The organism is Acinetobacter sp. RUH 2624 (genome assembly GCF_000162375.2).
Classification (GTDB): Bacteria; Pseudomonadota; Gammaproteobacteria; order Pseudomonadales; family Moraxellaceae; genus Acinetobacter; species Acinetobacter nosocomialis.
This window is the reverse complement of record NZ_KI391939.1, coordinates 30978-55233: the sequence shown is the minus strand read 5'-3', so window position 1 is coordinate 55233 and position 24256 is coordinate 30978. Positions and strand designations below refer to the sequence as shown.

The window sequence follows — 24256 nt, the reverse complement described above, 5'->3', positions numbered from 1 at the left end:
GCATTATCCTCCTCTTATAGACCTTTTGTGGTGAGTTTTAAATGCTGAATGAGCAAGCCATCCACCACAGCAGAACCTAAATTATTGAGAGGAGTAATGTTATTTAATGCAGGTGCCTGATTGGCAGTTGGAATTACATAGCCAGTGGTACCATTACTGCTTCCAATAAAATCGTTGACGACTGCATTTCTTGATGTGAGCCATGGAATAGCAGAATTACTCCAGTCACGGTTTGAAACTGTTCCATACATTGGAGTTGAACCAGATGTACTTGTACATCCTAGCACACCAGAACAAGTTGCTGCATCAGCAGGTTTTGCTGTTGGGTTTGTAATCACCCAAGTACCTGTACCTTGGTTATATTCCCACTGATATAAATAACCAGCTGTTTTATAACCGCAGTTTGAATTAAACAAACCACAACTATAAGTTTGATTCCATATTTGAGTATTCTGTTGTCTTTGTTTGTAGCGGACTTCTGTCATGGTTGCAGATGTTGTTCCAGACACTGAGTTGGTCAATGACACTAGGCTACCAGCAGAGGTTCCAGAAACTTGTGTACCAGCTGAAATTAAGCGGCCAAAGGAGACTCCAATTGCACCTTCACTCGTATCTGCTAACAGAGTTTTTCCATTATCAGGACTGTAAACTGTCCCGATTGCGATACTGCTGTGTGTTGGATTAGCACAAGAATAAACGTTACAAGTGGCACCTTTATATGTGGTGTCAGCTCCAGTGTAATCGGTATAAATCTGCTTATATATTTCTGGCTTATTGGCAATTCGCGCAATTTCTATACTAAAGTTTTTGCCATCAGAACCCAAAATAAGGGGTTGATATAAATTACCTAGTACTAAGTTAATATTTGGATTGTATAGATATAAACCTTCAGTATCAGCAAACTTCGGTGCGATAGCACCAGTTGCATCTAATGCTAGTGTATATAGATTATTGGATGCATTTGGTGAATCTGAAGTTTCACGAGTACTCAATCGTAAAACTTTACTAGTATCATTAAAATCACTTCGTGTCTTACTTGATGTTTTTGTGTCTGTTCTTGTGCGATTTTCTACGTAATAGCGACATCCACGTAGTGTACTAAAACTTCCTGTACCACTATTACCACAGTCGCCACTACTGCTTGTACTTAAGGTTGAATTTGCACCAGCATGTACTGTTTGCCAACCATTATTCGCACTCGTTGCATAGGTTTGGGTTTGGCTCGTAACATTTTCAGTCACAATACTCGTATTTTTACTATCGCCCGTATTTAAGCGCACTAAACCAGACATTCCCAAAGTATTGTTATAAAAAGGACTCATTCCACCAGCAGAGGTTGCGCCACCTAGTGTTTGGAACATGCTAATCTGGCTACCATTTAGACTAAAACCATTTAGAATACCTTGTAAACGTAAACGGTTCGCACGACTTGTATCAATACTGGTACCAATTAATCCATTACTATCACCATATTGGAACTGTGCTAAAGAACCATTTGTCGTTGCTACAATATTAGGGTTCCGTACAAATGCATCTGCCCATAAACCTAATTTTAAATTATATGCGTCTGCACCCTCTGCACCATCAATAGTAGGTTGATATAAAGGAGCCTCTAAAGATAAATAGGTAACAGGATACCCCCCACTATCTGTAGTACTAAAGTTAGGAATATTGTTGACAGTTTTTACTTTAAATACCCAAGGGTTCGCACCTGTTCCCCAGCTTGAAATCGCTGCTGCTGTTGCAGTATTGGCAATACGTGAGTTGGCATCACCATCTGACTTAGAAAGTGCTAAACCATAAAGAAAGATATCCGCTTTCCCGACTGCTTTATCTTCGGGTCCAACAGTACCATTGCCACTTGTGTCTGCAGCGGCGACACTCAAAGGCCCAACAGGTACATAGTTAATGTAACCTGTATCTTTACTACGATCGGTAATTATTTGATTTACAGATTCATTTGGACCAGCACCACGAAATACCATGAATGCATTTTGAGGTAATATTGCAATACCCTCTCCCGTAGTTTCACTTAAACCGGCATCAGAAAGCTCTTCAAGAGCAAAACTCGATTGACTTAAACAGAGGCCAATTAAGCTTGCTAAAACGGTTTTTTGAAAACTGACCGTATAATTAAGTGTAGTCATCGTGACCTTCCTGTTTTATACGATGCCGCGCACCATATTTCTTTTTCTTTAACAGTCCTTGAAGTGTGATGAAATTATTTCCTTTTCCATCTCACAAGGGGCAAACTTCAAAATTGCCAACCTTTCCACATTTCCATTATGCTGAATATTTATTCAAATGCAAAATTAAATCAGCAAAAATGCATTTTTCCGATGAATGAAAAATGGTTAAAACACACAAATTAATCAGCAGAATTTTAAAGAACCATAACAGTTAGCAGAAAAACTCTGTTTTTGTAAAACAACATTGGTTAGGGTCATGGAAGCAGGTGTTTTACCAGTTAAGTCAACCGTCCCCACAGGAAGATTTCCTGCAATTAAACAACTACTTGCTAATAAACCACAATCTACAGGATTTTTATCTAAATACTTGCTTACTTGTCCTAAAGCATCAACAATTGTAGAAAGTGCAATATCAACACTACCAGCAGGAGTGATTTGACCAATATCAATCGGATTTGTAAGCTCTAGCCACCATCCAGTTTGTGCAGTAGAGGCAGCTTCTGGCCATAGAATATTCACGCCCTGTACAGATAAATAACCAGCAGATCCATTTAATTGCGCAGCATGGAAATAGCCCAGACTTTGTTTAATTGCTACATTTACATCTAAATTATTTACTGTCCCGGTTACATTACCTGAAATGGGAATAGGAAGTCCTAGTACAGTGGCCGTTGCATCTAAAGTTCCAGTAATAGCTAAACCACCAACTGTTGCTTTTGCATTTAAATTGGCCGTATTTATACGTTTACCCGTAATAACCTGCTGTCCCATAGACAGTGTTCCACTGCCTGCTCCCAAATTCAGATTATACCCAGTAGATGTAAATGGAACTGTATATACTTTACCTATAACTGTTGCCTGACCAGTAATTGCCGTGTTTGTCTCATCTTGAGTAATCCCATAGTATGGGTTGGTGGTTACCGTGCCTCCCGTTGGTTTAGTTACCATATATCCACTCAAAGAGTTAATACCACTCGCAGCATCCCCATTTTGTAAACCAAAAGTAAGTAGTCCAGAAAGAGATTTAGCACTTAATCGGAAACCTTGTATTTCACGTGTAGATGCAGAATTTGGGTTTTTAACCGCGAACTCTAAAAATGGATTGGTAATAACGGCGGAGGACGCAGCTCGTTCCGCACTAGTACTATCAACAGTGCCCCCACTTAGGCTCAAATAATCGATATCAATATCACAAGCCCCTGCTCCATTAACGCCACCACAACCTAATTGTAATTTTTTAATGTTGGCATTCAGTTCTAACTGGGCATCTAGGGCAAGTCGATAAAAACCCATGTTTCCGTTAGTGCTGGAGTTACTTGCAGCATCGGTAGGTGCGATATAAGACATACTCATCAAGGCTTGGCCACGAGTAGCTGACAACTCAGCATCTGACATTGGAACTAAGGTAGAACCAGCATAAGCTGAAGAAAAGCATAAACTTCCAAGTGCTAAAATAGCTAAATGAAGAGACTTAAACTGTCGCATGACCGACCTCCGTATCCTTGGGGGCATAATCTAATTTAATTTCTTTTTATTTGGCTTTCCTTTCTTTAATCTAATCTTAAATTGAATAAACAAAGAAATGCCGATATCTGATTTTTATGATTTAAATCCTTTTAAATTGTGTGATACAACTCAAAGAAACAAATCAATTATTGATCATTTTATATCATTTTTTACAAAAGAAAACGTTCATTTATAAATATTCCGATGAATGCCACTTTCTTTATTTTTCAACAAAAATGGGCCACTTCAAGTGACCCATTTTTTAGAATTTAATCTAATTTTAAAACAACTTAGGTTTTAGGAAGCGTAACGCCAGTTTGTCCTTGGTATTTACCACCACGGTCTTTATAAGACGTTTCACAAACTTCATCGCTTTCAAAGAACAACATTTGTGCAACACCTTCACCCGCATAAATACGTGCAGGTAAGTTCGTAGTATTTGAAAACTCTAAAGTAACGTGACCTTCCCACTCTGGTTCCAAAGGCGTCACGTTTACAATAATTCCGCAACGTGCATAAGTTGATTTACCCAAGCATACAGTTAAAACATTACGTGGAATGCGGAAATATTCAATTGTGCGCGCCAAGGCAAATGAGTTTGGCGGAATAATACAAACGTCAGACTCAATATCGATAAAACTTTTTTCATCGAAATTTTTCGGATCAACAATTGCAGAATGTACGTTGGTGAAAACTTTAAATTCACGTGCACAGCGTACGTCATAACCATAGCTAGAGACCCCGTACGAAATCAATTTTTCGCCATTCTTATCAAAACGGACTTGATTCTCTGCATAAGGTTCAATCATGCCGTGTTTTTCGCTCATTTCGCGAATCCAACGATCAGACTTAATAGCCATGTATTTTCTATCCAAAAGGTAATTTCATTGATTGCGACGTACTTTAACGTAAAAAAGCAATTATGAAAACAACGCTTGAGCTACTCTTCTCGATAAGAATAGCTCAGCAAGACTTTTAAAGGTTTAATAAAGCAGTATAGCTAATCGGAATTGAGAAGCTGACCAAAACCAGCGAAGCTGTTTTTTGTAAATTCGTCTGATTTAACCAACTTACTTTATTAGCTGCCAAGATTGATCCTAAAAAAATCCAAAATAAAGCAATCGGTGTAATTAAAGCCAAATAAGCCAGCATATGAATGAGATAAATATGAAAATCAGTCCATGCTGTAACAGGAAAAATTGCAGAAGCAAAAAGTAATGCTTTAGGGTTCAATAGAGTTGCACAAAACAATTCACGTGGTCGAATAGTTGGCTGATCTAACTCAAATTGTTGATTTGCTGTGTGCCATAACTTAATCGCTAAAAAAATAATGTAACAAGCACTTAGCAATTTAAGCATAGGAGGTAAGAAAGGAAGTGTTGCAGAAACTTTCCCGATTAACATGCCCCAAGCGGAAATCGAAATAATATATCCAAGAACTTCTGCTGGAATTAACTTAGCAGACTTCCTAAAACCAACTTGTACACCAGATGATGCCAGTAAAGTATTGGTTGGGCCTGGGGTAAGTAAAATTGTGGCAACTAAGCCAATAAAAAGCCATGAAATCATTTAATGACCTCACAATGTAGTCATCTCAGATTAATAGATATCTTTTATGAAGGCAAAATCTAATTGTAAGACGATTTTTTAAAACACTAACACGGCAAAAGTAAATATTATTAAACAAATAGATACAAAAAATTAAAGAAGCTTAAGCTAAAAAACTTTAGAGTCAGTTGTCGAGCTTTGCGTGCCAAATTGTATTAAGTAATATAAGTATTTTTATTTTAAATCTATTTTTAAGTTGAAAAGATCTATAATGAATTATTACAGCAGTAAGTTTAATTTTTAAGCTTTTAATAAGTTTCAATTAATATATTGTTTTTTTGTGTTTATATGAGTCACCAGACTCTACTATCCTATGATTATGGCAAAGCAATTTTTTCAGTCTTGGCTTCCTTCTCCAGAGAAAGTTTCAAATATGAAATTTTTAAGGATTTTTGGGCAAAAAACCCTTAATCCAGTGCTTTGGTATGTCAACCGTAAATCGATTACAAGAGCGGTTTTTGTAGGAACATTTTTTGGTTTACTGCCTATTCCATTTCATAGCGTTTTTATTGTGATGGCCGTATTGCTGTTTGAGGTGAATTTACCCATCAGCCTAATGCTTGCTTGGCTTAGTAACCCTCTCACATTAGTTCCTATTTTATATGTTGGATTCTGGTTTGGTTCACATATTTATCATGTACATATGATCAATAAAAAGATGCTCCTGGGCGTACTTCATCAGATTTCTAGATGGATTACTCATTTGGGTCATGGTCATATAGATTTCAGCCTCGCTAAAATTTTAATGACCGGGCTTATAGTTGAAGCTTTTGTCTTTGCAATCATACTGTACATAGTGACTGAAGTTTTCTGGCGTTGGATGGTCATCCGAAATTGGAAAAGTAGACCTGGTCATAAAAGACAAGAAGATGCCCTATAAGAACCCATCTTCTTGCCTATAGTTAAATTATTATTTTGGTAGTTTAGATTTCATATATTCTTCTGCCACATTAAGCACATAGTCTTGGCAAGCCTCTCCTGTACCAGGATCATACGCTCCATTATTAGTAATATTATTAGATAAAATCCGAATTCCTAAGAAAGGAACATTAAACTGACTTGCGATTTGTGCAACAGATGCTGCTTCCATTTCCTCAACAGAAGTACCATAACGCTGATGGAAAAATTGAATTCGGTCAAGCTCATTATTCCACACATCTGCCGAGCCAATCGTTCCTTCGACTACCTCACCTTTATCATAACGGACTTTATGCGCCGCCATTAATAGCTCTTGATCACCTTCAAATTTGCGTATTGCGATCGGTTCTGGGTCAGATTCATCTGTTGGCAAAACATCAAAGGCCTCAACCCATGTAAGTGAGTTTGAACCGCCACCTAATGGCTCTTTAGGCGTTCTAAACGCACCAATATTAGTTGCATATTTTCCTAAAACAATGTCATAAACGTGTAAATCTGGGTCATGACCACCTGCCGTCCCCTGATTAATAATTGCAATCGGCTTATAGCGCTCAATGGCCAAAGCTGTTGCAGCAGCAGAGTTACTCATGCCCATGCGTGTTTTAGAAATCACCATTGGGTAACCATTGTAAGTTCCTTTCCAGAATGTCCACCCACCTACTGTTTCAACAGTCACATTCTGTAATTTAGAAGCCATCTGTTTTGACTCTACAGGCAAGGCGCCTTGAATAATAATCGGCTGTAATTTCTGTTTTTGCTCTTCAACTGGCGTTGTTTGGGACACTGTTGAATGATCGTCGTTGCATCCAACCAAAAATAAAGCGCTACATAAACTGATAACGCCAAAAGTATATTTAAATTGCATTTCTCACCTATTTCTTTTTAAAAGCGTAAAGTAGCAATCTATATGCCAATTTCAAGTTCAGCTTTGTTATTTAGATTCAGTAATTTAATTTTTCTTTTAACCAACCAATAAAAAACCCAGCTTAAAGCTGGGTCAGTTGAATCAAAAGATTCGTTTATCATCACGCGTGCGTTGAGGAATTTTTTCAATTTGTTGCCACACAGCTTTAGCAATATCAATGTAGCTATCAGCTGCGTCATCCATTGCTACAACACTTGGTTTACCCTCATCAGCATGTTCACGTATTTGAGCATTTAAAGGCAAACGACCTAATAATGGAATATGGTATTGCTCGGAAAGCTTATCACCACCACCAATGCCGAAAATTTGTTCTTCATGTCCACAATTCGAGCAAATATGAGTCGACATATTTTCAACTACACCCAATACAGGTATGCCAACTTTATTAAACAGTTCAATTCCTTTGGTCGCATCCAGTAAAGCAACATTTTGCGGTGTAGTAACAATAATTGACCCTGTAACCGGAATACGCTGTGCAAGCGTAAGTTGAATATCACCGGTACCCGGCGGCATATCAATCATAAGTACATCTAAATCTGGCCAAAGTGTTTGGTTAAACAATTGCATTAAAGCACCGGTAGCTTTTGGTCCACGCCATGCAACAGGAGTATTGTTGTCGCCTGTTAAATGTCCAATAGAAAGCACAGCCATACCATATGCCTCCAAAGGTACAAAATTTTCACTTTCAATAAGAGGTGTTTTGCCTGCATTACCCAGCATGGTTGGAATACTTGGGCCATAGATATCGGCATCTAATACCCCAACCTTAAGCCCCATTTTCTGTAAGGCAAGTGCTAAATTGACAGTAGTTGTTGACTTACCAACTCCACCTTTCCCAGATGAAACTAAAATGACGTTTTTAATCCGAGGATGAAGTGGAACATCTCTTTGTTGTGGAGCAGCTTTTTGAATCGGAGGATTGTTTGGATCTGGCTCAGATTTAGGTGAGGCATCAAGCACAGGAGGTAAGTTCGCACTTTCTTTAGGTGCTTTAGATGAGCAGCCTTGGCCTGAACTTTCTTGAGCAGGACGTTTTTGTTGAACTACATGTAAGTTAAGTTCTTCAATACCACACTTTTGCAAAGCTCCAGCCAAATCATCATGAATTTGTTGCAAATACTCTTTTTCATCTGGAAAGGTATTAATGGTGAGTTGTAAAACTCGGCCTTGTACCTGAAGCTGACTAATGCGCTCTTTTAAGGCATCTTTTGAATGAGGTAGTAAATAGTTTTGGAGTACGGTTTGGATTTCATCTTCTTTCACTTCTTGTGCGGGTGAAAAAACGGACTTTAATGAAGAAAGCCAAGACATATTGTTTACTCCAAAAACAGATCATTACAGCTTGTTGGAGCTAGTGTAACAGTATTGATCCGCACTCGCTCAACTCGAAATGAATAATTGCTAATTTTAAAGCCTCATCATTTGAGTGAGGAGCACGAATTTTTGTTTAAATCAGCTTATTCAGCAGAATCGTGATTTTTCAATTTATTGAGTTTATCTGTTGCCGTTTTCTTCAATTCATCAAACTTTGCAGTTGCTTGAGTTTTTAACTCATCTAATTTTGATGCAGCCTCTTCCTTTAATTCTGCTGCTTTTGCTTTAGCATCATCAAGTTTATGAGCTGCTTCAGTTCGCAGGTGATCAAATTTGTCTTGCAGACTATGCTGAGCATCATCAAGTTTGCTCTTCAAATCACTGGCTTTCTCTTCCACTGCTTCTTTTGCAGCAGCCTGTTTCTCTTTTAAATTATCCTTCAAATCATCTAAGGCTTTTTCACCTTGGGCTTTTGCATCTGCTGCTTTTGCCTTTAGTTCATCTACTTTATCTTCAACTGCTTCTTTACCAGCAGCCTGTTTCTCTTTTACATTTTCTTTTAAATCTTCCAAGGCTTTTTCACCTTGCGCTTTTGCATCTGCTGCTTTTGTTTTCAATTCATCTACTTTATCTTCAACTGCTTCTTTGCCAGCAGCTTGTTTCTCTTTTACATTTTCTTTTAAATCGTCCAAAGCTTTTTCACCTTGTACTTTTGCATCAGCCGCTTTTGCCTTTAATTCATCTAATTTATTTTCAGTAGTCATCGTTGTTATCCTCATCGTTAATTAAAAAAATTACCTGAATAAGTTATTAGTTATACATCGTTATGGCTTGTTTTCTGACCGTAACTGCAATTTGAAACAAAGACAATACAGGAAGATTCAAATATTTTTTGATTTGTTTATCTGTTCTAAAGAGAAATCCTTTCTGGCTTGAGGCCCATTTCTGTAGATACCTCTTCTCTTTAGACAAAGATTATTAATCTTTGCTTATCTCCCTGCATCAGTTAAAATCTTCCACCTTATAAATACGAATGAGAGAATGAGATCCGTGCGTAAAATTTTAGTCACCAATGCCCTCCCTTATGCCAATGGTCCAATTCATATGGGTCATTTACTCGGTTATATCCAGGCAGATATCTGGGTTCGTGCCATGCGGGCAATGGGTCATGACGTGACTTATGTATGTGCGGATGATGCTCACGGTACAGCGATTATGCTACGTGCCGAAGCAAATGGTATTAGCCCAGAAGAGCAAATTGCGAATGTTCAAAAAGAGCACATTCGTGATTTTGACGGTTTTGGCGTTCATTTCGATCATTATGATTCAACTCATAGTGATGCAAACAAAGCTCGTTCAACAGATATCTATATTAAAAACCGTGAAGCTGGAAATATTGCAGTTCGCCCTGTAACTCAATTATTTGATCCAGAAAAAGGTATGTTCTTGTCTGACCGTTTCATTAAAGGTACATGCCCGAAATGTAAATCAGAAGATCAATACGGCGACTCATGTGAAGTGTGTGGTACAACTTATAACGCAACCGAATTACTTAACCCGCGTTCGACTTTAAGTGGTGCAACACCTGTTGAAAAATCATCAGATCACTATTTCTTTAAACTACCAAACTTCTCTGAATATTTACAGAAATGGACGCGTGATGAAGGTCGTCTACCTCTTTCAATTGCCAATAAATTAGACGAATGGTTTGAAGCGGGTTTAGCAGACTGGGACATTTCTCGTGATGCACCATATTTTGGCTTTGAAATTCCAGACGCCCCAAATAAATATTTCTATGTGTGGGTAGACGCCCCAATCGGCTATATGTCTAGTTTTGAAAACTATATCAAAACTAAACGTCCAGACTTAAACTTTGATGATTTCTGGAAAAAAGATAGTCAAAATGAGGTTTACCATTTTATTGGTAAAGATATTGTTTACTTCCATGCTTTATTCTGGCCTGCAATGCTTGAAGGTGCGAACTATCGCACTCCAACAGGCTTGTTCGTAAATGGTTTCTTGACTGTAAATGGACAAAAAATGTCTAAGTCTCGCGGTACTTTCATTAAGGCCGAGACGTATTTACAGCATTTAAACCCAGAGTATTTACGTTACTACTTCGCTTCTAAACTTTCAGATAAAGTTGAAGACTCTGACTTGAACCTTGATGACTTTGTTCAGAAAGTAAATTCAGATCTAGTTGGTAAAGTCGTCAATATTGCAAGTCGCTGTGCGAAGTTCATTAATAGTAGCTTTAACAATACTTTATCTGCTGAATGTGCAGAATCTGAGTTAGTACAAAGCTTTATTGATGCCGGTGATTCAATTGCTAAAGCATATGAAGCACGTGAATTCTCTACAGCTATTCGTGAAATTATGGCGCTTGCTGACCGCGCAAACCAATATATTGATGAGAAAAAGCCTTGGGCTCTTGCTAAACAAGAAGGTCAAGAACAACAAGTTCTTGATGTCTGCTCTGTTGGTATCAACTTATTCCGTCAACTCGCAGTGTACTTGGCGCCAGTTCTTCCAACTTTGGCGAAGCAAGTTCAAGATTTCTTAAAACTTGAAAGCTTCGATTTCGAGTCACGCAAACAAATTCTTGTAAGTCATGAGATTGCGCAGTTCCAGCCTCTTATGCAGCGTGTTGATCCAAAAGCTGTTGCGGCTATGGTTGATGCTTCTAAAGAGTCTTTAGGTGCGCCTGCTCCACAAGCAACTAAAGCAACAGCAAAGAAAGAGAAATCTGCCGAGAAAAAAGCAACCCCTACTCCAGCAGTGGGTGAAGCTGAAATTATCGGTATTGAAGATTTCTTAAAAGTTGACTTACGTGTTGCTCAGGTCATTGAAGCAGGTACAGTTGAAGGTTCAGATAAATTGCTACAACTGACGTTAGACGTAGGTGAAGCTGAACCACGTAATGTATTTAGTGGTATTCGTAGCCAATATGCGCCTGAAGACCTAAAAGGCAAATTAGTAGTGATGGTTGCTAATCTCGCACCACGTAAAATGCGTTTTGGTATTTCAAACGGTATGGTACTTGCTGCTGGAAATGGTGAAGGTATTTTCATTATTTCTCCAGATAGTGGTGCAAAACCTGGCGATAAAGTGTCTTAATTTGCCTTCATAAAAAAGCTCCCTAATTTGGGGGCTTTTTTTAACTATAAATTTTCTAGAAACATCTATAAGAAGATTTAAATTATGTCCATGGCCGCCCTTCACAAGGGTTACTAAGTAAAACATGTATATTCCCCAATTCCTCATTTGTTAAATAACCATTCTTATTTTTATCTAAATAATGAAATAGTTCTGTTTGCTTATTCTCTCCCTGAAAACGCTTATCCGTAGGCCAACGATAAGGATAGAAATCTTGTACCTGTTGAAACTCTTTTAAGCTGTACAAACCATCATGATTTACATCATATTTTTCTTGAAAAAGCTTCCAATCTAAAGATGCAGGCTCACAGGTACTTACTACATTTAAAATGCAGTAAGTGATGCAGCCTATGAGTAACTTAATAGTTAGATTGCTCATGATTGTTGGCTTGTAAATCAGAAATTTTGTAATCTTTTTCATGAACAGGAGTACCAACTATGCTCATAGTCCGCTCATTGGCTGGCTGTTGCTTGCTCATTGTTCTCATCTCACATCCTGTCGTTAAGATAAGAAAAGCTACAGAAATGCTCACCATCAATTTTTTCATAGCGTGACCCTCATTTCTTTTTGTTTTATTTATTAAGTTACCACTTTTTAAATGGTTAAGAACTAAAAAAGATATTTCAATTTGTATATATTTTACTCAAAAATAAAGCCAGACTATAAATAGCTGGCTCTGCATTTTTTAGATATTTTAATTAAAGACTTATCATTTGAAGAAAATTAACTTTAAGCCCAATATACTCACAATACTTCCAGCTACGCGGTCAACGCCAGTTTTTGCTTTTAGGTACATTGTTCTTGGCTTCTCTGAAGATAGCAGCATTGCAACACATGAATACCACCCCGCATCGATCATAAAACAAATCACTGGCAATGCAACATAGTAATAATTTGGGATTTCTTTGGGCAATAAAGCAGTAAATACACTCGCCAATACAACAGCAATTTTCGGGTTACTTAACTGTGTAATCAGGCCATATCGATATGCCTGTTTATAGGTCATTTTTGATTTGCCATCATTTTCCATGGCAATTGGTTCTTTGGCATGTTTGATAATTTTAAAAGCAAGCCAAAGTAAATATAGTCCACCACCAATTTTTAAAATTAGATAAGCTGAAGGCACTGCCAACAAAACTGCCTGTAACCCCATGACGGCTAAAAAACCAAAAAGAGCAGCCCCCGTACCTGTACCTAAAGCAGTAAACAAACCATGTTTACGTGATTTAGAAATTGAATTTTGTGCTACATAAATAAAGCTCGGCCCAGGGCTTATTGCTCCAAGCATCAATGCCATCGCAATTGAAAAAAGAGGAATAAGGGACTCAAACATTGTATTGACCTAGCATCATGCAATTTGGCGATATTCTAGCAGCTTTTTATGACACATATAAAAATGGAAAAATATAAATGATAAAAATTGAATTTTCATGTTTTTACAATTTATCTCTTCACAACGGACAAAAATGTCCGTTAAATATATCATCTTTAAATCTCCCCAATCCATGACATGAGTAAGCGTCAAAAAATTGCAGCCCATAATCGGGATGAATTACTCACTGCAGCCGAAGAATGTTTCCGTATTCATGGCATTAATGTGCCTTTACAAGTTGTCATTGACCATGCAGGTGTAGGTAGAGCAACCTTTTACCGAAACTTTTGTGATCGTAAGGCTTTAATTAGCGCTCTTTTAGAGCGCGCGATTACACAGCTAGAGCAAAAAGCTGCTCATTTTCAACAATTCGAGGATGGATTATTTCGTTTAATTGAAGGACATATTGCACAGCTTCCCAAACTCGCAATTTTGCAAGATTTTTGGAGAGTGATTGATCGACAAGATCCAATTATGTTAAAAATTTATGAAAGGCGAAATAATGCACTTAAACCACTGATTGAAAATGCGATAGAACAAAAATTGTGTCGAGCTGATCTGACTGCTAATGACTATGCAATGGTCACTGCAATGTTAGGTTCTTCATTTCAAGGACATGAGCCAGAAGAACAGACTCGCTTAGCAAAACGAGCAATTGAATTACTATTTAATGGTAGTCAAATACAAAAAATTCGAGGGATAGAATGAGTAAAACGCCTCGTTATTTAGAAACACCACCCGACTGGACACCAGAGGAACAACCGACTCTACCTGGTTCACCAGCAGCGATTGCACATTCTGTACCTAAACGTTTTATCTATTTTTTCATTGGCTTATTCGTTGCTCTTTCGGCAAGCTTAAGTAATGGCTTTATCACGGCAAATTTGCCTTTAATTCAAGGTGAGTATGGCCTAACCCCTTCCGAAGCTGCATGGCTGCCTGCTGCATATGTTATGGCAAATGTCAGTTCAAACCTGATTTTGTTTAAGGCCCGTCAACAATATGGTCTGAGAGTATTTTCAGAAATAGGTCTCGTCATTTTTATTGCGGTTCTTGTTTTACATATTTTTGTACATACCTATGAAATGGCGTTGTTCGCACGGGTTGTAGCTGGTTTAGCAGGTGCACCACTAAGCTCCTTAGGTATGTATTACACCATGCAAGCTTTTAAAAAAGCTGACATGGCAAAAGGTATATACATTGCCTTTGGTTTTCAGCAGTTAGGTGTTCCTCTCGCTTGGATTATTTCTCCATTTCTTGTTAGTACAGACAGTTGGTCTGTTCTATATACCTTTGAGCTTGGTTTAGCACTTTGTTGTTTAGCTATGGTTGTTTCATTGAAACTACCACGCAGCTTACGTATTTATGTGTTTGAGAAGCAGGATTTCTTTACCTTTGCTTTACTGGCTCCTGGTTTTGCATGCTTATGTATTGTGCTTACACAAGGACCAATTCTGTGGTGGTTTAATAGCGAATGGCTTGCTTATATATTAATTGCAGGTTTTAGCTTAGTTGTTTTAGGTTTACTTTACGAACACTACCGTGCCAATCCATTAATTATGACACGTTGGTTAGGTACTGCTTCGACACTACGTTTTATTTTTGGTGCTTTTGCGATTCGGCTTCTAATGTCAGAGCAAAGCTATGCTGCTGTTAACTTCTTAAAAGCCATGGGAATGGGGCCTGATCAGTTTGTACCTCTTTATGTTGTGATATTCATCGGGATTTTAAGCGGAACATTATTTAGTGCACTGACTTTTTCACGCGAACGAATTATCTTCCACTTACTTTTTGCAGAGTTCTTGATTCTGGTTGCCTGTGGACTAGATTATCACTTAACCAGTGATGTTCGACCTGTGAACTTTTTTGCAAGTCAATTCTTAGTGGGTTTTGCAGGTGGTCTATTTATTGGGCCGCTACTGCTTATTGGTTTCGCACAAACTTTAGCTAAAGGTCCTTCGTATGTAGTGACTTTTATTGTCTTGTTCTCTGCAACTCAAACCTTTGGTGGCTTGGTCGGGTCTTCTTTTTTCTCGACCTATCAACAACACCGCACACAAAACTATCAAGTCGAGATTATTAAAGATTTAGAACAATCCGACCCATTAGTTTCTCAAAGGCTCTCCACCTATCAACGTAGTGCAGCCATCACAACAAATGACCCAGCATTACAAACGACTCAGGCCATGCGCACACTCAATCAAGTGGTCACCCGTGAAGCCCAAGTGCGTGCCTACAATGATGTTATTGCGTTAAACGGTATTTTTGCTATCGCATTGCTCTTATGGGGTGGATTTAATATTGCCCGTAGTAAATATCTACAACGCAGAGGAATTAGCCGTCCTTAATGGCTTTCGTTATTGATGAAACAGAAATTGAGATTGATATATGTCAGATGATCAAAATAAACCGGAACAAAGCCCTGCTCAAACATCTAATAATGAGCCAACGCCTGCACCTGCACCTGCACCTGCACCTGCACCTGCACCTGCACCTGCACCTGCACCTGCAAGTAAACTGATTCCAACAAAACGCTCAACCCTCTTATGGATGTTAGGTGTTCTTATTATTGGTATTTTAGTGATTTTATGGGCATGGAGAATTGGGCCTTTTGCAACGAGTGTACAGCAAACGGACAATAGTTATGTCAAAGGTAAAACCACTGTTTTATCTTCACAAATTAATGGCTATGTTAAAGATGTATTAGTGAAAGACTTTGACCATGTTAAAAAGGGTCAAGTATTAATGCATATTGATGCCACTACTTACGATCAAAAAGTAGCACAAGCAGCTTCAGGCGTTGAACAGGCTAAAAATACTTTAGCCAATCAAACCCAATCAATCGCACAAAAACAAGCTGATATTGTTGCGGCGCAAGCCAAAGTAGATCAGGTGAAGGCTCAATACGAACTCTCTTTAGCACAGCTTAGACGCTATCAGCAGTTAGGAAATAGTGGTGCAGCCTCTAAATCTGAGCAAGATAAAGCCGCAGCAGACGCCGAAAATAATCTTGCAGCCCTTAAGCAAGCAGAAGCTAATGTATTAGTTGCAAAAGAGGCTTTAAAAACCGCACAGGTCGCAGAAGCAGGTTTAGAAGCACAAGTTTCTAGCGCTAAAGCACAATTAGATCAAGCACAAACCACCAAAGACTATAGCGTTATTGTTGCTCCTATGGATGGTCAACTTGGAGAAGTAAATCCTCGTGTTGGGCAATATGTCGCAGCAGGTTCACAGTTGCTCTACTTAATTCCACAACAAACTTGGGTGATTGCTAACTTTAAAGAAACCCAAATTGCCAATATGCGAATTGGACAAAAAGCATGGTTTACAGTCGATGCGATGAACCACAAAAAATTTACAGGACATGTTGAGCAAATTTCGCCTGCTGCAGGTTCCGAGTTCAGTGTGTTAAAGCCAGACAATGCGACAGGTAACTTTACTAAAGTTGTGCAACGCATAGCTGTACGTATCACCATCGACCCAAATCAGGAAGGAATGGAACACTTACGCCCTGGTATGTCAGTGATTACTTCTGTCGACACAAGCTCTTAATCAGCTTTTTAAAGTTCTCTTTAAAAAGTTACAATGTGATCATTCATTATTTTTTCTCAATTTCTAATGTTTGATTACATTGCCCAACCTATTTCTTACCAGCACATTGAACTCCCATCATCTGTTCATCTCGACATTAAACGTTTAGATCTCGTCCATCCTCAAATTTCGGGCAATAAGTTTTTCAAATTAAAAAACAATTTACTTGCCGCAAAACAACAAGGACTATCAAATATTTTGACTTTTGGTGGCGCTTATTCAAATCATATTGCCGCAACGGCCTATGCAGCTCATCTTTTTGGCTTAAACAGCATTGGAATTATTCGTGGTGAAGAGTTAGCGAATAAGCCTCTCAACCCCACCTTGGCAAAAGCTCAAAGTTTGGGAATGCAGCTACATTTTGTCTCACGCAATGAATATCGTTTGAGAGATGATGAAAACTTTCTTCAACAATTAATTCAACAGTTTCCTGAAACATACATAATCCCTGAAGGCGGCACCAATAAGTTAGCAGTTCAAGGTTGTCAGGAAATTCTTAGTCAGAGTGATTTAGAGAAATATGATGTGATTTGCTGTGCGGTAGGAACTGGCGGAACAATTTCAGGTCTTATTGAAAAAAGTTCAACACATCAAAAAGTCTTAGGATTTTCAGCTTTAAAAGGCGACTTTTTACAACAAGAGATTCGTCGGTGGACTAAAAAACAAAATTGGTCGCTAACAGATGCTTATTGCTGCGGTGGTTATGCCAAAACGTCACCTGAACTATTTGCATTTATTAAAGGTTTTGAAGCGCAATATGCTGTGCCTCTTGAACCAATCTATACGGGAAAAATGATGTTCGGTTTATCCGACCTTATAAAAAATAATTACTTTTCCGAAGGAACTCGTATTCTCGCTATTCATTCTGGTGGTTTACAGGCAGATATAAGAAATAAAACGGACCAATAATTCACTCTTTTTTAGTTAACGTTTTCTCTACCATCATAAATGTCTTTAGCACGAGTAAGGGCTGACATGGTAGTATATGCCCCTTTTTAATTTTCACGATTAATCGAGAATCTCTTATGTCTAACAGTCATGTCGATGTCATTGTCTTAGGTGCAGGCGCTTCTGGACTCATGTTGGCTGCACATGCTGCTAAACGAGGACGCTCGGTTTTAATTTTAGAAAAAGCCAATAAAATTGGTAAAAAGATTTTAATGTCGGGTGGAGGTAAATGTAACTTTACCAACCTGTATGTAGAGCCTGACAACTATATTTCTCATAATCCACACTTTGTCATTTCTGCCCTGTCACGCTATAGCAACTGGGACTTTATTGGTCTGGTGTGTGATTATGGAATTGCCTATGAAGAACGTAAACACGGCCAATTATTTACCCTAAACGGCGCTAAAGAAATTTTAGAGATGTTGGTGAGTGAGTGTAATAAAACCAACAATGTTGAAATCCAGACCCATTGTGAAGTTGGGCAGATTGATCCATTAGAACAAGGCGGTTTTTCTGTACACACCAACCAAGGTCGATTTAGCTGTGAGTCATTAGTCGTTGCTACAGGCGGTTTATCTATTCCGACTTTGGGTGGGTCTGGTTTTGGCTATGAATTGGCACAAAAATTTGGGCATACAGTTTTCCCAACCCGCGCTGGTTTAGTTCCATTTACTTTTTCAGATCATATTAAAGAAGTCACCACGCGCTTAAGTGGTAATGCTTTAGATGTCACGTTAAGCAACTCAAAAAATAGCTTTACTGAAGCGTTATTATTTACCCATCGCGGCTTAAGTGGGCCAAGTTCTTTACAGCTTTCTAACTACTGGAATACCGGTGAAAGTTTTAAAATTGACTTTTTCCCAAGCCAAGATTTAACGACTTATTTAAAAGATAAAAAGAAAGCACAGCCTAAAGTTTTATTACGTACCCTTCTTAATGAGTTTACTGCGAAAAGTATTGTACAAGAGCTACAACAACTCATATGGCCCGAGCATAGCGAAATGGCAATTGGTAATATGAGTGATGCACAGCTAGAACATATTGCCGAGCAGTTACATGGTTTTTCAGTTAAACCATCAGGCACTGAAGGATATCGTACTGCAGAAGTTACCTTAGGTGGAGTTGATACAACCGAAGTTTCATCTAAAACACTCGAAAGTAAAAAGCAGAAAGGACTGTTCTTTATTGGAGAAGTACTTGATGTGACTGGCCACTTAGGAGGCTATAACTACCAATGGGCTTGGTCTTCTGCTTATGCAGCAGCACAATATGTTTAACTATTGAATACGCTAATTTGCTGCTTTCGCATCACTTGATGATTTGTCAGCATCACGTGTATGTGTTGTTGCCTGTTTTGATGAATCAGATTTGCTAAATACAAATTTATAAGCACTTGCTAAAAAACCTACGGTAATCCCAGCAATTACAACAGGTGCTAAAAAACGACCAGGTTTTTTCATCGTATTTTCCTCACTTATTTGTTTTTATAGCTGTCAAAGACAGAACGACCACTCAATATAGAGTGGTCGAACTTATCACAAAAATCAAAGATTTTTTGTACTGTTTATCTGAAAATTAGTTACACCTACTAAATTTCATCATTTTCGCCAGTAGAACCAAACGGTTTATTTACTGGTGGTTGTGATGGATTTACTTGTGCAGAATCAGCTGGTTTTGCATCCGATGAAACTGTTGTTGATGGTGCTGTTGTAGTCGTTGACGGAGTTGAAGCCGAAGACGTACTTGCTGTTGTAGTAGAAGCTGGTTGATATAAAGGATTTGGTTGATTAGCTTCTTTTTTCGCTTTATCAAGCAAATCAGACAGCAATCTTTCAGCTGGTTGACGACCACCTAAACCAAATGCAAGTGCGAAAGCCACTGCAACTGCACCTAGAGTTAAGCCAAATGCAAGGTTCACAATCGAATCAGCAATACCCATCGCTTTTAAACCAAGCGCAAGGACTAAACCAATAATTAAGACACGAACCAAACTACCTAACCAACGTGAACTATTATATTCACCGCGTTGCACCACATTTGCCACAACATTGGCAAGCCAGAAACCAATAACCAAAATTACAGCGCCCAATAGAATGTTTGCACCAAAATGGATAAACATTGCAATCAGACCACTAATCTGTTCAAAACCAAGACGGTCAGCAGCTTCTGAAACTGCAAACAGCATCGTAAAGAACACGATTAACCAACCCACAGCGCCAGAAACTTTAGTTTGACCTAAAAAGCGTTGTACATCTAATTTTGCAGGGATTTCATCAACACCTGTTCCCGCAATCAGTTCGGCAACCAAGCGTCCAACAAAACGAGAAACAATATAAGCAACCAGTAAAATTAATCCGGCAGCAATAATATTTGGAATCGCTTGCAAGATTTCATTGAGCATTGCTGTCGCTGGCTGAGAAATAGTCTCAATACCTAAAGCTTCAAATGCCACAATTAATGTCGTAATGATAATAATGGCAAAAACAAAAGAACCTAAGAATTTGCCTACATTTGAGTTTTTGAAAAGACCGATTTTTTCAGCTTGTGCTTGAACGCCTAAGCTATTGATTAGGCCCTCAACAATACCGCGTACAATTTTTGCCAAGATATAACCAACAAAAACGATAACGCCAGCAATAAAGATATTTGGTAGGAAGGCGATTGCCTCATTCACCATATTTTGAACAGGAATAAGTAAACCTGTTAACCCTAAGATTGAGAGTACAATAGGAAGGAAAAGTAATAATACAAGCCAGTAAAGAATTTCACCAATATTCTGGCTAATTCCCCCTACCCCTACTTCACTACTTAACTTGTCATCAAGTTGCGTTCTGGATAGCACATTGGTAATTCCTGCCCGCACCAGTCGAGCAACGATCCAGCCAATGAAACCCACTACCACGGCAGCAATGATATTTGGAATATAGACGAGTACCTGATTCACCATATTGCTAAATGGCCCACTCACTCCACTAATGTTGAGCACATTTAAAGCGGCAACAACAGCAAGAATCAGAATAAACCAGAATATGACTTTGGAGACGAGGCCTTCTATGTTGGGAGTACGTCCTGTAGCTGAAGATAATTTGGCATTCGTATTTAATTTTTGCAGAAGTTTTTTTACCCCTGCCGCAACTAATAAAGCGATTATCCAGCCAACCAGTAAGATGACAATTGCAGCTAAAATAGGATGAAACTGATCCCAGTAATACATCGCATCAAACTGAGCGCCGCGAGGCCCATTAAAAAATTCATTCATATTGTTATGTCCTCAATTGTTATGTTCTTTTCAGTGTTATCAATAAATGAAAAACACCAGTTCGTTGTAAAAAATGACGATAAATGCGGTCTATGTCACCTTATGTTTTGAATATTTTTCAATCAACATTCTTCTGCATAAATACAACAAATTGATGCAAAAGATTGCAAAAAAAGCCTTCAGGGCACATCCTAAAGGCTTTCTATAGATATATACTGGTGAGCTTACTATCCTTTGTAAGTTTTCAAATCAGAATTACCCATCATGACATGTGGTGTAGTCTCATGTTGAAAAGCCGCTTCTTGTTTTGGTGATTGGTTATGTTCAGCAACCATATAAACAATAAGCGCAAGAAGAAAAAGCCCTACAATAATTAAAATATAAACTGGCAATCTTCTTTTTTTTGCAGTCTCTTCAGGACTCGTCACATGAGGTGGTTTTGAAAAATCATGCATCTTCTTTCCCCTCTTCTATTATCATTAACTTTATATTCATCATAACAATTTGATTTGTTGCATTGTGTGAAAAAGCATTATGCGAAGGTGACTAGGTTTGCAAAACTCTACTTTAAAAAAAATAATTTTAGTATAAAATTTAGCCACTTTATTTTTGACTATATAAAAAAATATTCTGACTTTATTCAAATTCTTTTGCGAAGTTGGATTTGTAATACAATATGTTTTAGCGCTTACTTTTTATAAAATAGGCTATAATAAGCCCCCTTGTTTTAAAGCTACTCAATTTTATGATGTATCGTCAGCAAAGCGTAACTCTTGATCTCGACACTGACGTCACACATCAATGTTATTTGCATCAGACAAGAGATGACCATCTCATTGGTATTATTGAATTTAATAAGCCAAGCTATGAGCTCAAATGGGGTGATCTTGAGTATTTCCGTCGCCGTACCGAAGAGTTCTCGGTCATGCCATTCCCTGAATGTGTTAATGCGATGATTGTTGATATTCGTAATATCAATGTATTTCTGGACAACGAAGTTCCTATTTTACCATGGCGTTTACTTGAAGAAGACTGCCCTGTTCGTTTGGTTGTTCCTCAAGATCGTCTTGAATATTATGCGGGCCTGTTTGAGCCAACTTGGCTTTCAACAGATGTAGACAGTGCAATTTCAGAAATTCGTGAATTTATGGATATGTTTGTCCATTAATAAACATATCCATAAAAATTCTCTTAAATTATTTTTACTTTCGGTTTTTACCAATAATTCTCTACTGCAATATTTCCCTCACCACGACGATTCATCGTCAAACCGCGGCGTTTTAAAGCCTCTTTGGTATCGTCAACCATTTGTGGGTTTCCGCATAGCATGACATGACTGGTTGCTGAATTAAGTTCCAGACTTGCTGCTTTTTCTAACTCACCATTTTCAATTAATATCGGTAAACGTTCATGCAACGGCGCAGATGGATCTCGGGTAATAATTGGAATAAATTTAAAACCTACATGCCCTTCGCCAAAAGTTTCGGCAATCTCTTGAATACGGTCAACATAAGCCAATTCATCTGCTGTACGTACACTGTAGACCAAATTGATCTTTTGATAATTAGACCAAGTTTCAAAGTCTTGTAGCATCGATAAAAATGGAGCCAAACCAGTACCTGTTGCCAATAACCATAAATCATGCGGTAAAGGTTGCTGATAACGCGCCAAAGTCAGATAGCCATATGGAATTTTTTCTAAATATAGCTCATCACCGACTTTCAAATGCTGTAGATTCGAGGTGAAGGCACCGTCTGGTACAACAATTGAGAAGAACTCTAGCGTTTCATCAAATGGAGAAGACACCACCGAATAAGCACGAACAACCAGTTCCTCCCCAACCTTTAAACCTATACGCGCAAACTGACCTGCGGTAAATTTAAAATGTGAAGGGCGATTCATGGTAAAGCTGAAAAGTGTTGGAGTCCAACGATGAACAGATAAAACTTTTTCTACGCTAAATTTTTCAATTGACATGATTTCAACGTGGCATGAAATAGTGCGCTCATGTTAGCATGACAGCCGAAATAATGAATACTTTTAAACGTTAAGGCTTTTAAACATGCGGATGACATTACGCCAGTTGGCTGTTTTTGTAGCAGTCGCCCAAGAAGGAACCGTTACTAAAGCCAGTGATGCGGTCAGACTGACGCAAAGTGCAGCAAGTATGGCTTTAGCTGATTTAGAAGACGGCTTAGGTGCTCCTTTGTTTGATCGTTTAGGGAAGCGCTTACAACTAAATGATCTTGGACGTTTTTTACTTCCACAAGCATTAGAGATATTAGGGCGCTGTGAAGCTTTTGAACAAGCTGCAAAAGGTGAGTTACAAAGCATTGACCTTCGTATTGGGGCGACCTTAACTATCAGTGACTATTTAATGCCTGATTTAATGGCTAACTTTTTACAACGTCATCCGCAAGCACATTTACAACTTCAAGTAGGTAACACACGCCAAATGATTGAAGCTGTGAATCAGTTCCAATTAGATTTAGCTTTAATTGAAGGTTCTTGTCACTTACCTCAACTCCAATGTATTCATTGGCGCGATGATGAATTAGCAGTGTGCTGTTCACCAGATCATCCTTTAACACGTTTAAATCGCCCACTTACACCTCAAGATTTTCATGACATAGAATGGATATTACGTGAGGAAGGTTCTGGTACTCGAGAAGTCTTTGATAATGCTATTTTGCAAGATCTACCCGATGCCAACATTCGCTTAACGCTTGGTCACAATGAAGCAATCTTAAAAATAGTGGCAGGTGGCTTAGGAATGTCTTGTATTTCTAGATTAGCAATTGAACCTTTAAGTGAAAAAGGTCAGCTCGTCATTTTAGATACACCATTTTGGCAACTGACTCGTCCGCTTTATATGCTGGTGCATCGCCAAAAATATCAAGGTCCGGGCCTTAAAGCATTTTTAAAATTCTGCGATGAAGATCAGGCTTAAAGCCTGATTTTCTAATGCCATCGTGAGTCATTTTCACACGGCTCACCGTCATGATCACCATCCATTTTAGTGTTCGGACAATTTCTTACAAACCAACGTGCTTCTTCTAAAGAATGCATTTGCGAACAGTACTCACGCCCATCACAATGAAAAACAGATGTTTCATCATTTACTCGTTCCGGGGCTGGAGCTGTTTGAGAAGCAACTGTTTGAGGAGTAAATGCTAAAGCCTTTTTCGTTTTCTCAGATAGTTGAATATCCGGCAATTTACCCAAAGCTGCGCGCTGTTCCTTAATAATCTGCTTCTGTTGCTGTATTAATAATTGCACTTTTTCATGTGATGCACGTTGTTGAGCCTCCTGACGATAGTGCAATACCATAAAACTCACACACGCAACAATGACTAAGACCATAACGGTAAATATACTGATGTATTCACTTGAACTCAGCTTGAATTTGCTGCGTTTGATTTTTCCCCGTTGATTCATATTTCCCCTTTTTTTAATTTTATTATTCGTT

Annotated in this window: 24 protein-coding genes; 9 read left to right on the top strand and 15 right to left on the bottom strand. The window is 38.4% G+C overall.

Annotation, left to right across the window (positions count from 1 at the left end; genetic code table 11):
* Positions 1 to 14: 14 nt before the first annotated feature.
* The 4 genes from HMPREF0014_RS07010 to HMPREF0014_RS06995 all read right to left on the bottom strand — a co-directional run bounded on the left by HMPREF0014_RS07010 (position 15) and on the right by HMPREF0014_RS06995 (position 5264).
* Positions 15 to 2147, bottom strand: a complete 2133-nt coding sequence (locus HMPREF0014_RS07010; protein WP_006581127.1) for a hypothetical protein — start codon at positions 2145 to 2147, stop codon at positions 15 to 17.
* A 225-nt stretch (positions 2148 to 2372) separates the two neighbouring features.
* Positions 2373 to 3674, bottom strand: a complete 1302-nt coding sequence (locus HMPREF0014_RS07005) for a hypothetical protein (RefSeq protein WP_020992185.1) — start codon at positions 3672 to 3674, stop codon at positions 2373 to 2375.
* Between the two features lie 311 nt (positions 3675 to 3985).
* Positions 3986 to 4555, bottom strand: a complete 570-nt coding sequence (dcd, locus tag HMPREF0014_RS07000; RefSeq protein WP_000985728.1) for a dCTP deaminase — start codon at positions 4553 to 4555, stop codon at positions 3986 to 3988.
* Between the two features lie 115 nt (positions 4556 to 4670).
* On the bottom strand, positions 4671 to 5264 hold the full coding sequence (locus HMPREF0014_RS06995) for a LysE family transporter (RefSeq protein WP_006581129.1): 594 nt from the start codon (positions 5262 to 5264) through the stop codon (positions 4671 to 4673).
* A 352-nt stretch (positions 5265 to 5616) separates the two neighbouring features.
* Between HMPREF0014_RS06995 and HMPREF0014_RS06990 the strand changes: the two genes are divergently transcribed.
* A complete protein-coding gene (locus tag HMPREF0014_RS06990) occupies positions 5617 to 6183 on the top strand; it encodes a DUF2062 domain-containing protein (RefSeq protein ID WP_006581130.1) in 567 nt (188 codons plus the stop codon).
* A gap of 30 nt (positions 6184 to 6213) precedes the next feature.
* On the opposite strand, the gene HMPREF0014_RS06985 is transcribed toward HMPREF0014_RS06990, so the two are convergent.
* The 3 genes from HMPREF0014_RS06985 to HMPREF0014_RS0206095 form a co-directional block, all read right to left on the bottom strand.
* A complete protein-coding gene (locus HMPREF0014_RS06985) occupies positions 6214 to 7086 on the bottom strand; it encodes a 5'-methylthioadenosine/S-adenosylhomocysteine nucleosidase (RefSeq protein WP_002050438.1) in 873 nt (290 codons plus the stop codon).
* Between the two features lie 141 nt (positions 7087 to 7227).
* The gene (gene apbC / locus HMPREF0014_RS06975) at positions 7228 to 8457 is read right to left on the bottom strand and encodes an iron-sulfur cluster carrier protein ApbC (protein ID WP_006581131.1); all 1230 of its coding nucleotides are present in this window, start codon (positions 8455 to 8457) and stop codon (positions 7228 to 7230) included.
* 146 nt (positions 8458 to 8603) lie between these two features.
* Positions 8604 to 9224, bottom strand: a complete 621-nt coding sequence (locus tag HMPREF0014_RS0206095) for a hypothetical protein (RefSeq protein ID WP_006581132.1) — start codon at positions 9222 to 9224, stop codon at positions 8604 to 8606.
* 286 nt (positions 9225 to 9510) lie between these two features.
* Here HMPREF0014_RS0206095 and metG point away from each other — a divergent pair, with 286 nt between their 5' ends.
* Positions 9511 to 11577 (top strand): methionine--tRNA ligase, encoded by a 2067-nt coding sequence (gene metG, locus HMPREF0014_RS06970; RefSeq protein WP_006581133.1) that lies wholly within the window; start codon positions 9511 to 9513, stop codon positions 11575 to 11577.
* 82 nt (positions 11578 to 11659) lie between these two features.
* On the opposite strand, the gene HMPREF0014_RS06965 is transcribed toward metG, so the two are convergent.
* The 3 genes from HMPREF0014_RS06965 to HMPREF0014_RS06955 all read right to left on the bottom strand — a co-directional run bounded on the left by HMPREF0014_RS06965 (position 11660) and on the right by HMPREF0014_RS06955 (position 12950).
* On the bottom strand, positions 11660 to 11995 hold the full coding sequence (locus HMPREF0014_RS06965; protein ID WP_006581134.1) for a hypothetical protein: 336 nt from the start codon (positions 11993 to 11995) through the stop codon (positions 11660 to 11662).
* On the bottom strand, positions 11976 to 12164 hold the full coding sequence (locus tag HMPREF0014_RS26190) for an NF038215 family lipoprotein (RefSeq protein ID WP_004888592.1): 189 nt from the start codon (positions 12162 to 12164) through the stop codon (positions 11976 to 11978). The genes HMPREF0014_RS06965 and HMPREF0014_RS26190 overlap by 20 nt, the downstream gene beginning before the upstream one ends.
* 162 nt (positions 12165 to 12326) lie before the next feature.
* The gene (locus HMPREF0014_RS06955) at positions 12327 to 12950 is read right to left on the bottom strand and encodes a LysE family translocator (protein WP_002050276.1); all 624 of its coding nucleotides are present in this window, start codon (positions 12948 to 12950) and stop codon (positions 12327 to 12329) included.
* A 177-nt stretch (positions 12951 to 13127) separates the two neighbouring features.
* On the opposite strand from HMPREF0014_RS06955, the gene HMPREF0014_RS06950 reads away from it, so the two are divergent.
* The 5 genes from HMPREF0014_RS06950 to HMPREF0014_RS06930 all read left to right on the top strand — a co-directional run bounded on the left by HMPREF0014_RS06950 (position 13128) and on the right by HMPREF0014_RS06930 (position 18805).
* The gene (locus HMPREF0014_RS06950) at positions 13128 to 13697 is read left to right on the top strand and encodes a TetR/AcrR family transcriptional regulator (protein ID WP_006581135.1); all 570 of its coding nucleotides are present in this window, start codon (positions 13128 to 13130) and stop codon (positions 13695 to 13697) included.
* Positions 13694 to 15337, top strand: coding sequence for an MFS transporter (locus HMPREF0014_RS06945; protein WP_006581136.1), 1644 nt, complete (start codon positions 13694 to 13696; stop codon positions 15335 to 15337). The genes HMPREF0014_RS06950 and HMPREF0014_RS06945 overlap by 4 nt, the downstream gene beginning before the upstream one ends.
* A gap of 40 nt (positions 15338 to 15377) precedes the next feature.
* Positions 15378 to 16541: an HlyD family secretion protein gene (locus tag HMPREF0014_RS06940; RefSeq protein WP_006581137.1), complete on the top strand. Its 1164-nt coding sequence runs from the start codon at positions 15378 to 15380 to the stop codon at positions 16539 to 16541.
* A gap of 66 nt (positions 16542 to 16607) precedes the next feature.
* Positions 16608 to 17489 (top strand): pyridoxal-phosphate dependent enzyme, encoded by an 882-nt coding sequence (locus HMPREF0014_RS06935; RefSeq protein WP_006581138.1) that lies wholly within the window; start codon positions 16608 to 16610, stop codon positions 17487 to 17489.
* 116 nt (positions 17490 to 17605) lie between these two features.
* The gene (locus HMPREF0014_RS06930; protein WP_006581139.1) at positions 17606 to 18805 is read left to right on the top strand and encodes an NAD(P)/FAD-dependent oxidoreductase; all 1200 of its coding nucleotides are present in this window, start codon (positions 17606 to 17608) and stop codon (positions 18803 to 18805) included.
* A gap of 12 nt (positions 18806 to 18817) precedes the next feature.
* Here the strand turns inward: HMPREF0014_RS06930 and HMPREF0014_RS06925 are convergent, their stop codons facing one another.
* The 3 genes from HMPREF0014_RS06925 to HMPREF0014_RS06915 all read right to left on the bottom strand — a co-directional run bounded on the left by HMPREF0014_RS06925 (position 18818) and on the right by HMPREF0014_RS06915 (position 21242).
* Positions 18818 to 18988, bottom strand: a complete 171-nt coding sequence (locus HMPREF0014_RS06925; protein WP_000742881.1) for a hypothetical protein — start codon at positions 18986 to 18988, stop codon at positions 18818 to 18820.
* A gap of 128 nt (positions 18989 to 19116) precedes the next feature.
* Entirely contained in the window at positions 19117 to 20787 is a 1671-nt protein-coding gene (locus HMPREF0014_RS06920) for a mechanosensitive ion channel (RefSeq protein ID WP_002050337.1), read from the bottom strand.
* 227 nt (positions 20788 to 21014) lie between these two features.
* Positions 21015 to 21242, bottom strand: coding sequence for a hypothetical protein (locus tag HMPREF0014_RS06915; RefSeq protein ID WP_002050410.1), 228 nt, complete (start codon positions 21240 to 21242; stop codon positions 21015 to 21017).
* Between the two features lie 293 nt (positions 21243 to 21535).
* Here HMPREF0014_RS06915 and HMPREF0014_RS06910 point away from each other — a divergent pair, with 293 nt between their 5' ends.
* A complete protein-coding gene (locus HMPREF0014_RS06910) occupies positions 21536 to 21955 on the top strand; it encodes a hypothetical protein (protein WP_170318166.1) in 420 nt (139 codons plus the stop codon).
* A 47-nt stretch (positions 21956 to 22002) separates the two neighbouring features.
* On the opposite strand, the gene HMPREF0014_RS06905 is transcribed toward HMPREF0014_RS06910, so the two are convergent.
* The gene (locus HMPREF0014_RS06905; RefSeq protein ID WP_006581140.1) at positions 22003 to 22764 is read right to left on the bottom strand and encodes a ferredoxin--NADP reductase; all 762 of its coding nucleotides are present in this window, start codon (positions 22762 to 22764) and stop codon (positions 22003 to 22005) included.
* 85 nt (positions 22765 to 22849) lie between these two features.
* Between HMPREF0014_RS06905 and gigC the strand changes: the two genes are divergently transcribed.
* Positions 22850 to 23737, top strand: coding sequence for a LysR family transcriptional regulator GigC (gigC, locus tag HMPREF0014_RS06900; RefSeq protein ID WP_002050411.1), 888 nt, complete (start codon positions 22850 to 22852; stop codon positions 23735 to 23737).
* An 11-nt stretch (positions 23738 to 23748) separates the two neighbouring features.
* Here gigC and HMPREF0014_RS0206085 read toward each other — a convergent pair whose 3' ends face one another.
* Entirely contained in the window at positions 23749 to 24225 is a 477-nt protein-coding gene (locus HMPREF0014_RS0206085) for an excalibur calcium-binding domain-containing protein (protein ID WP_004710373.1), read from the bottom strand.
* Positions 24226 to 24256 lie beyond the last annotated feature (31 nt).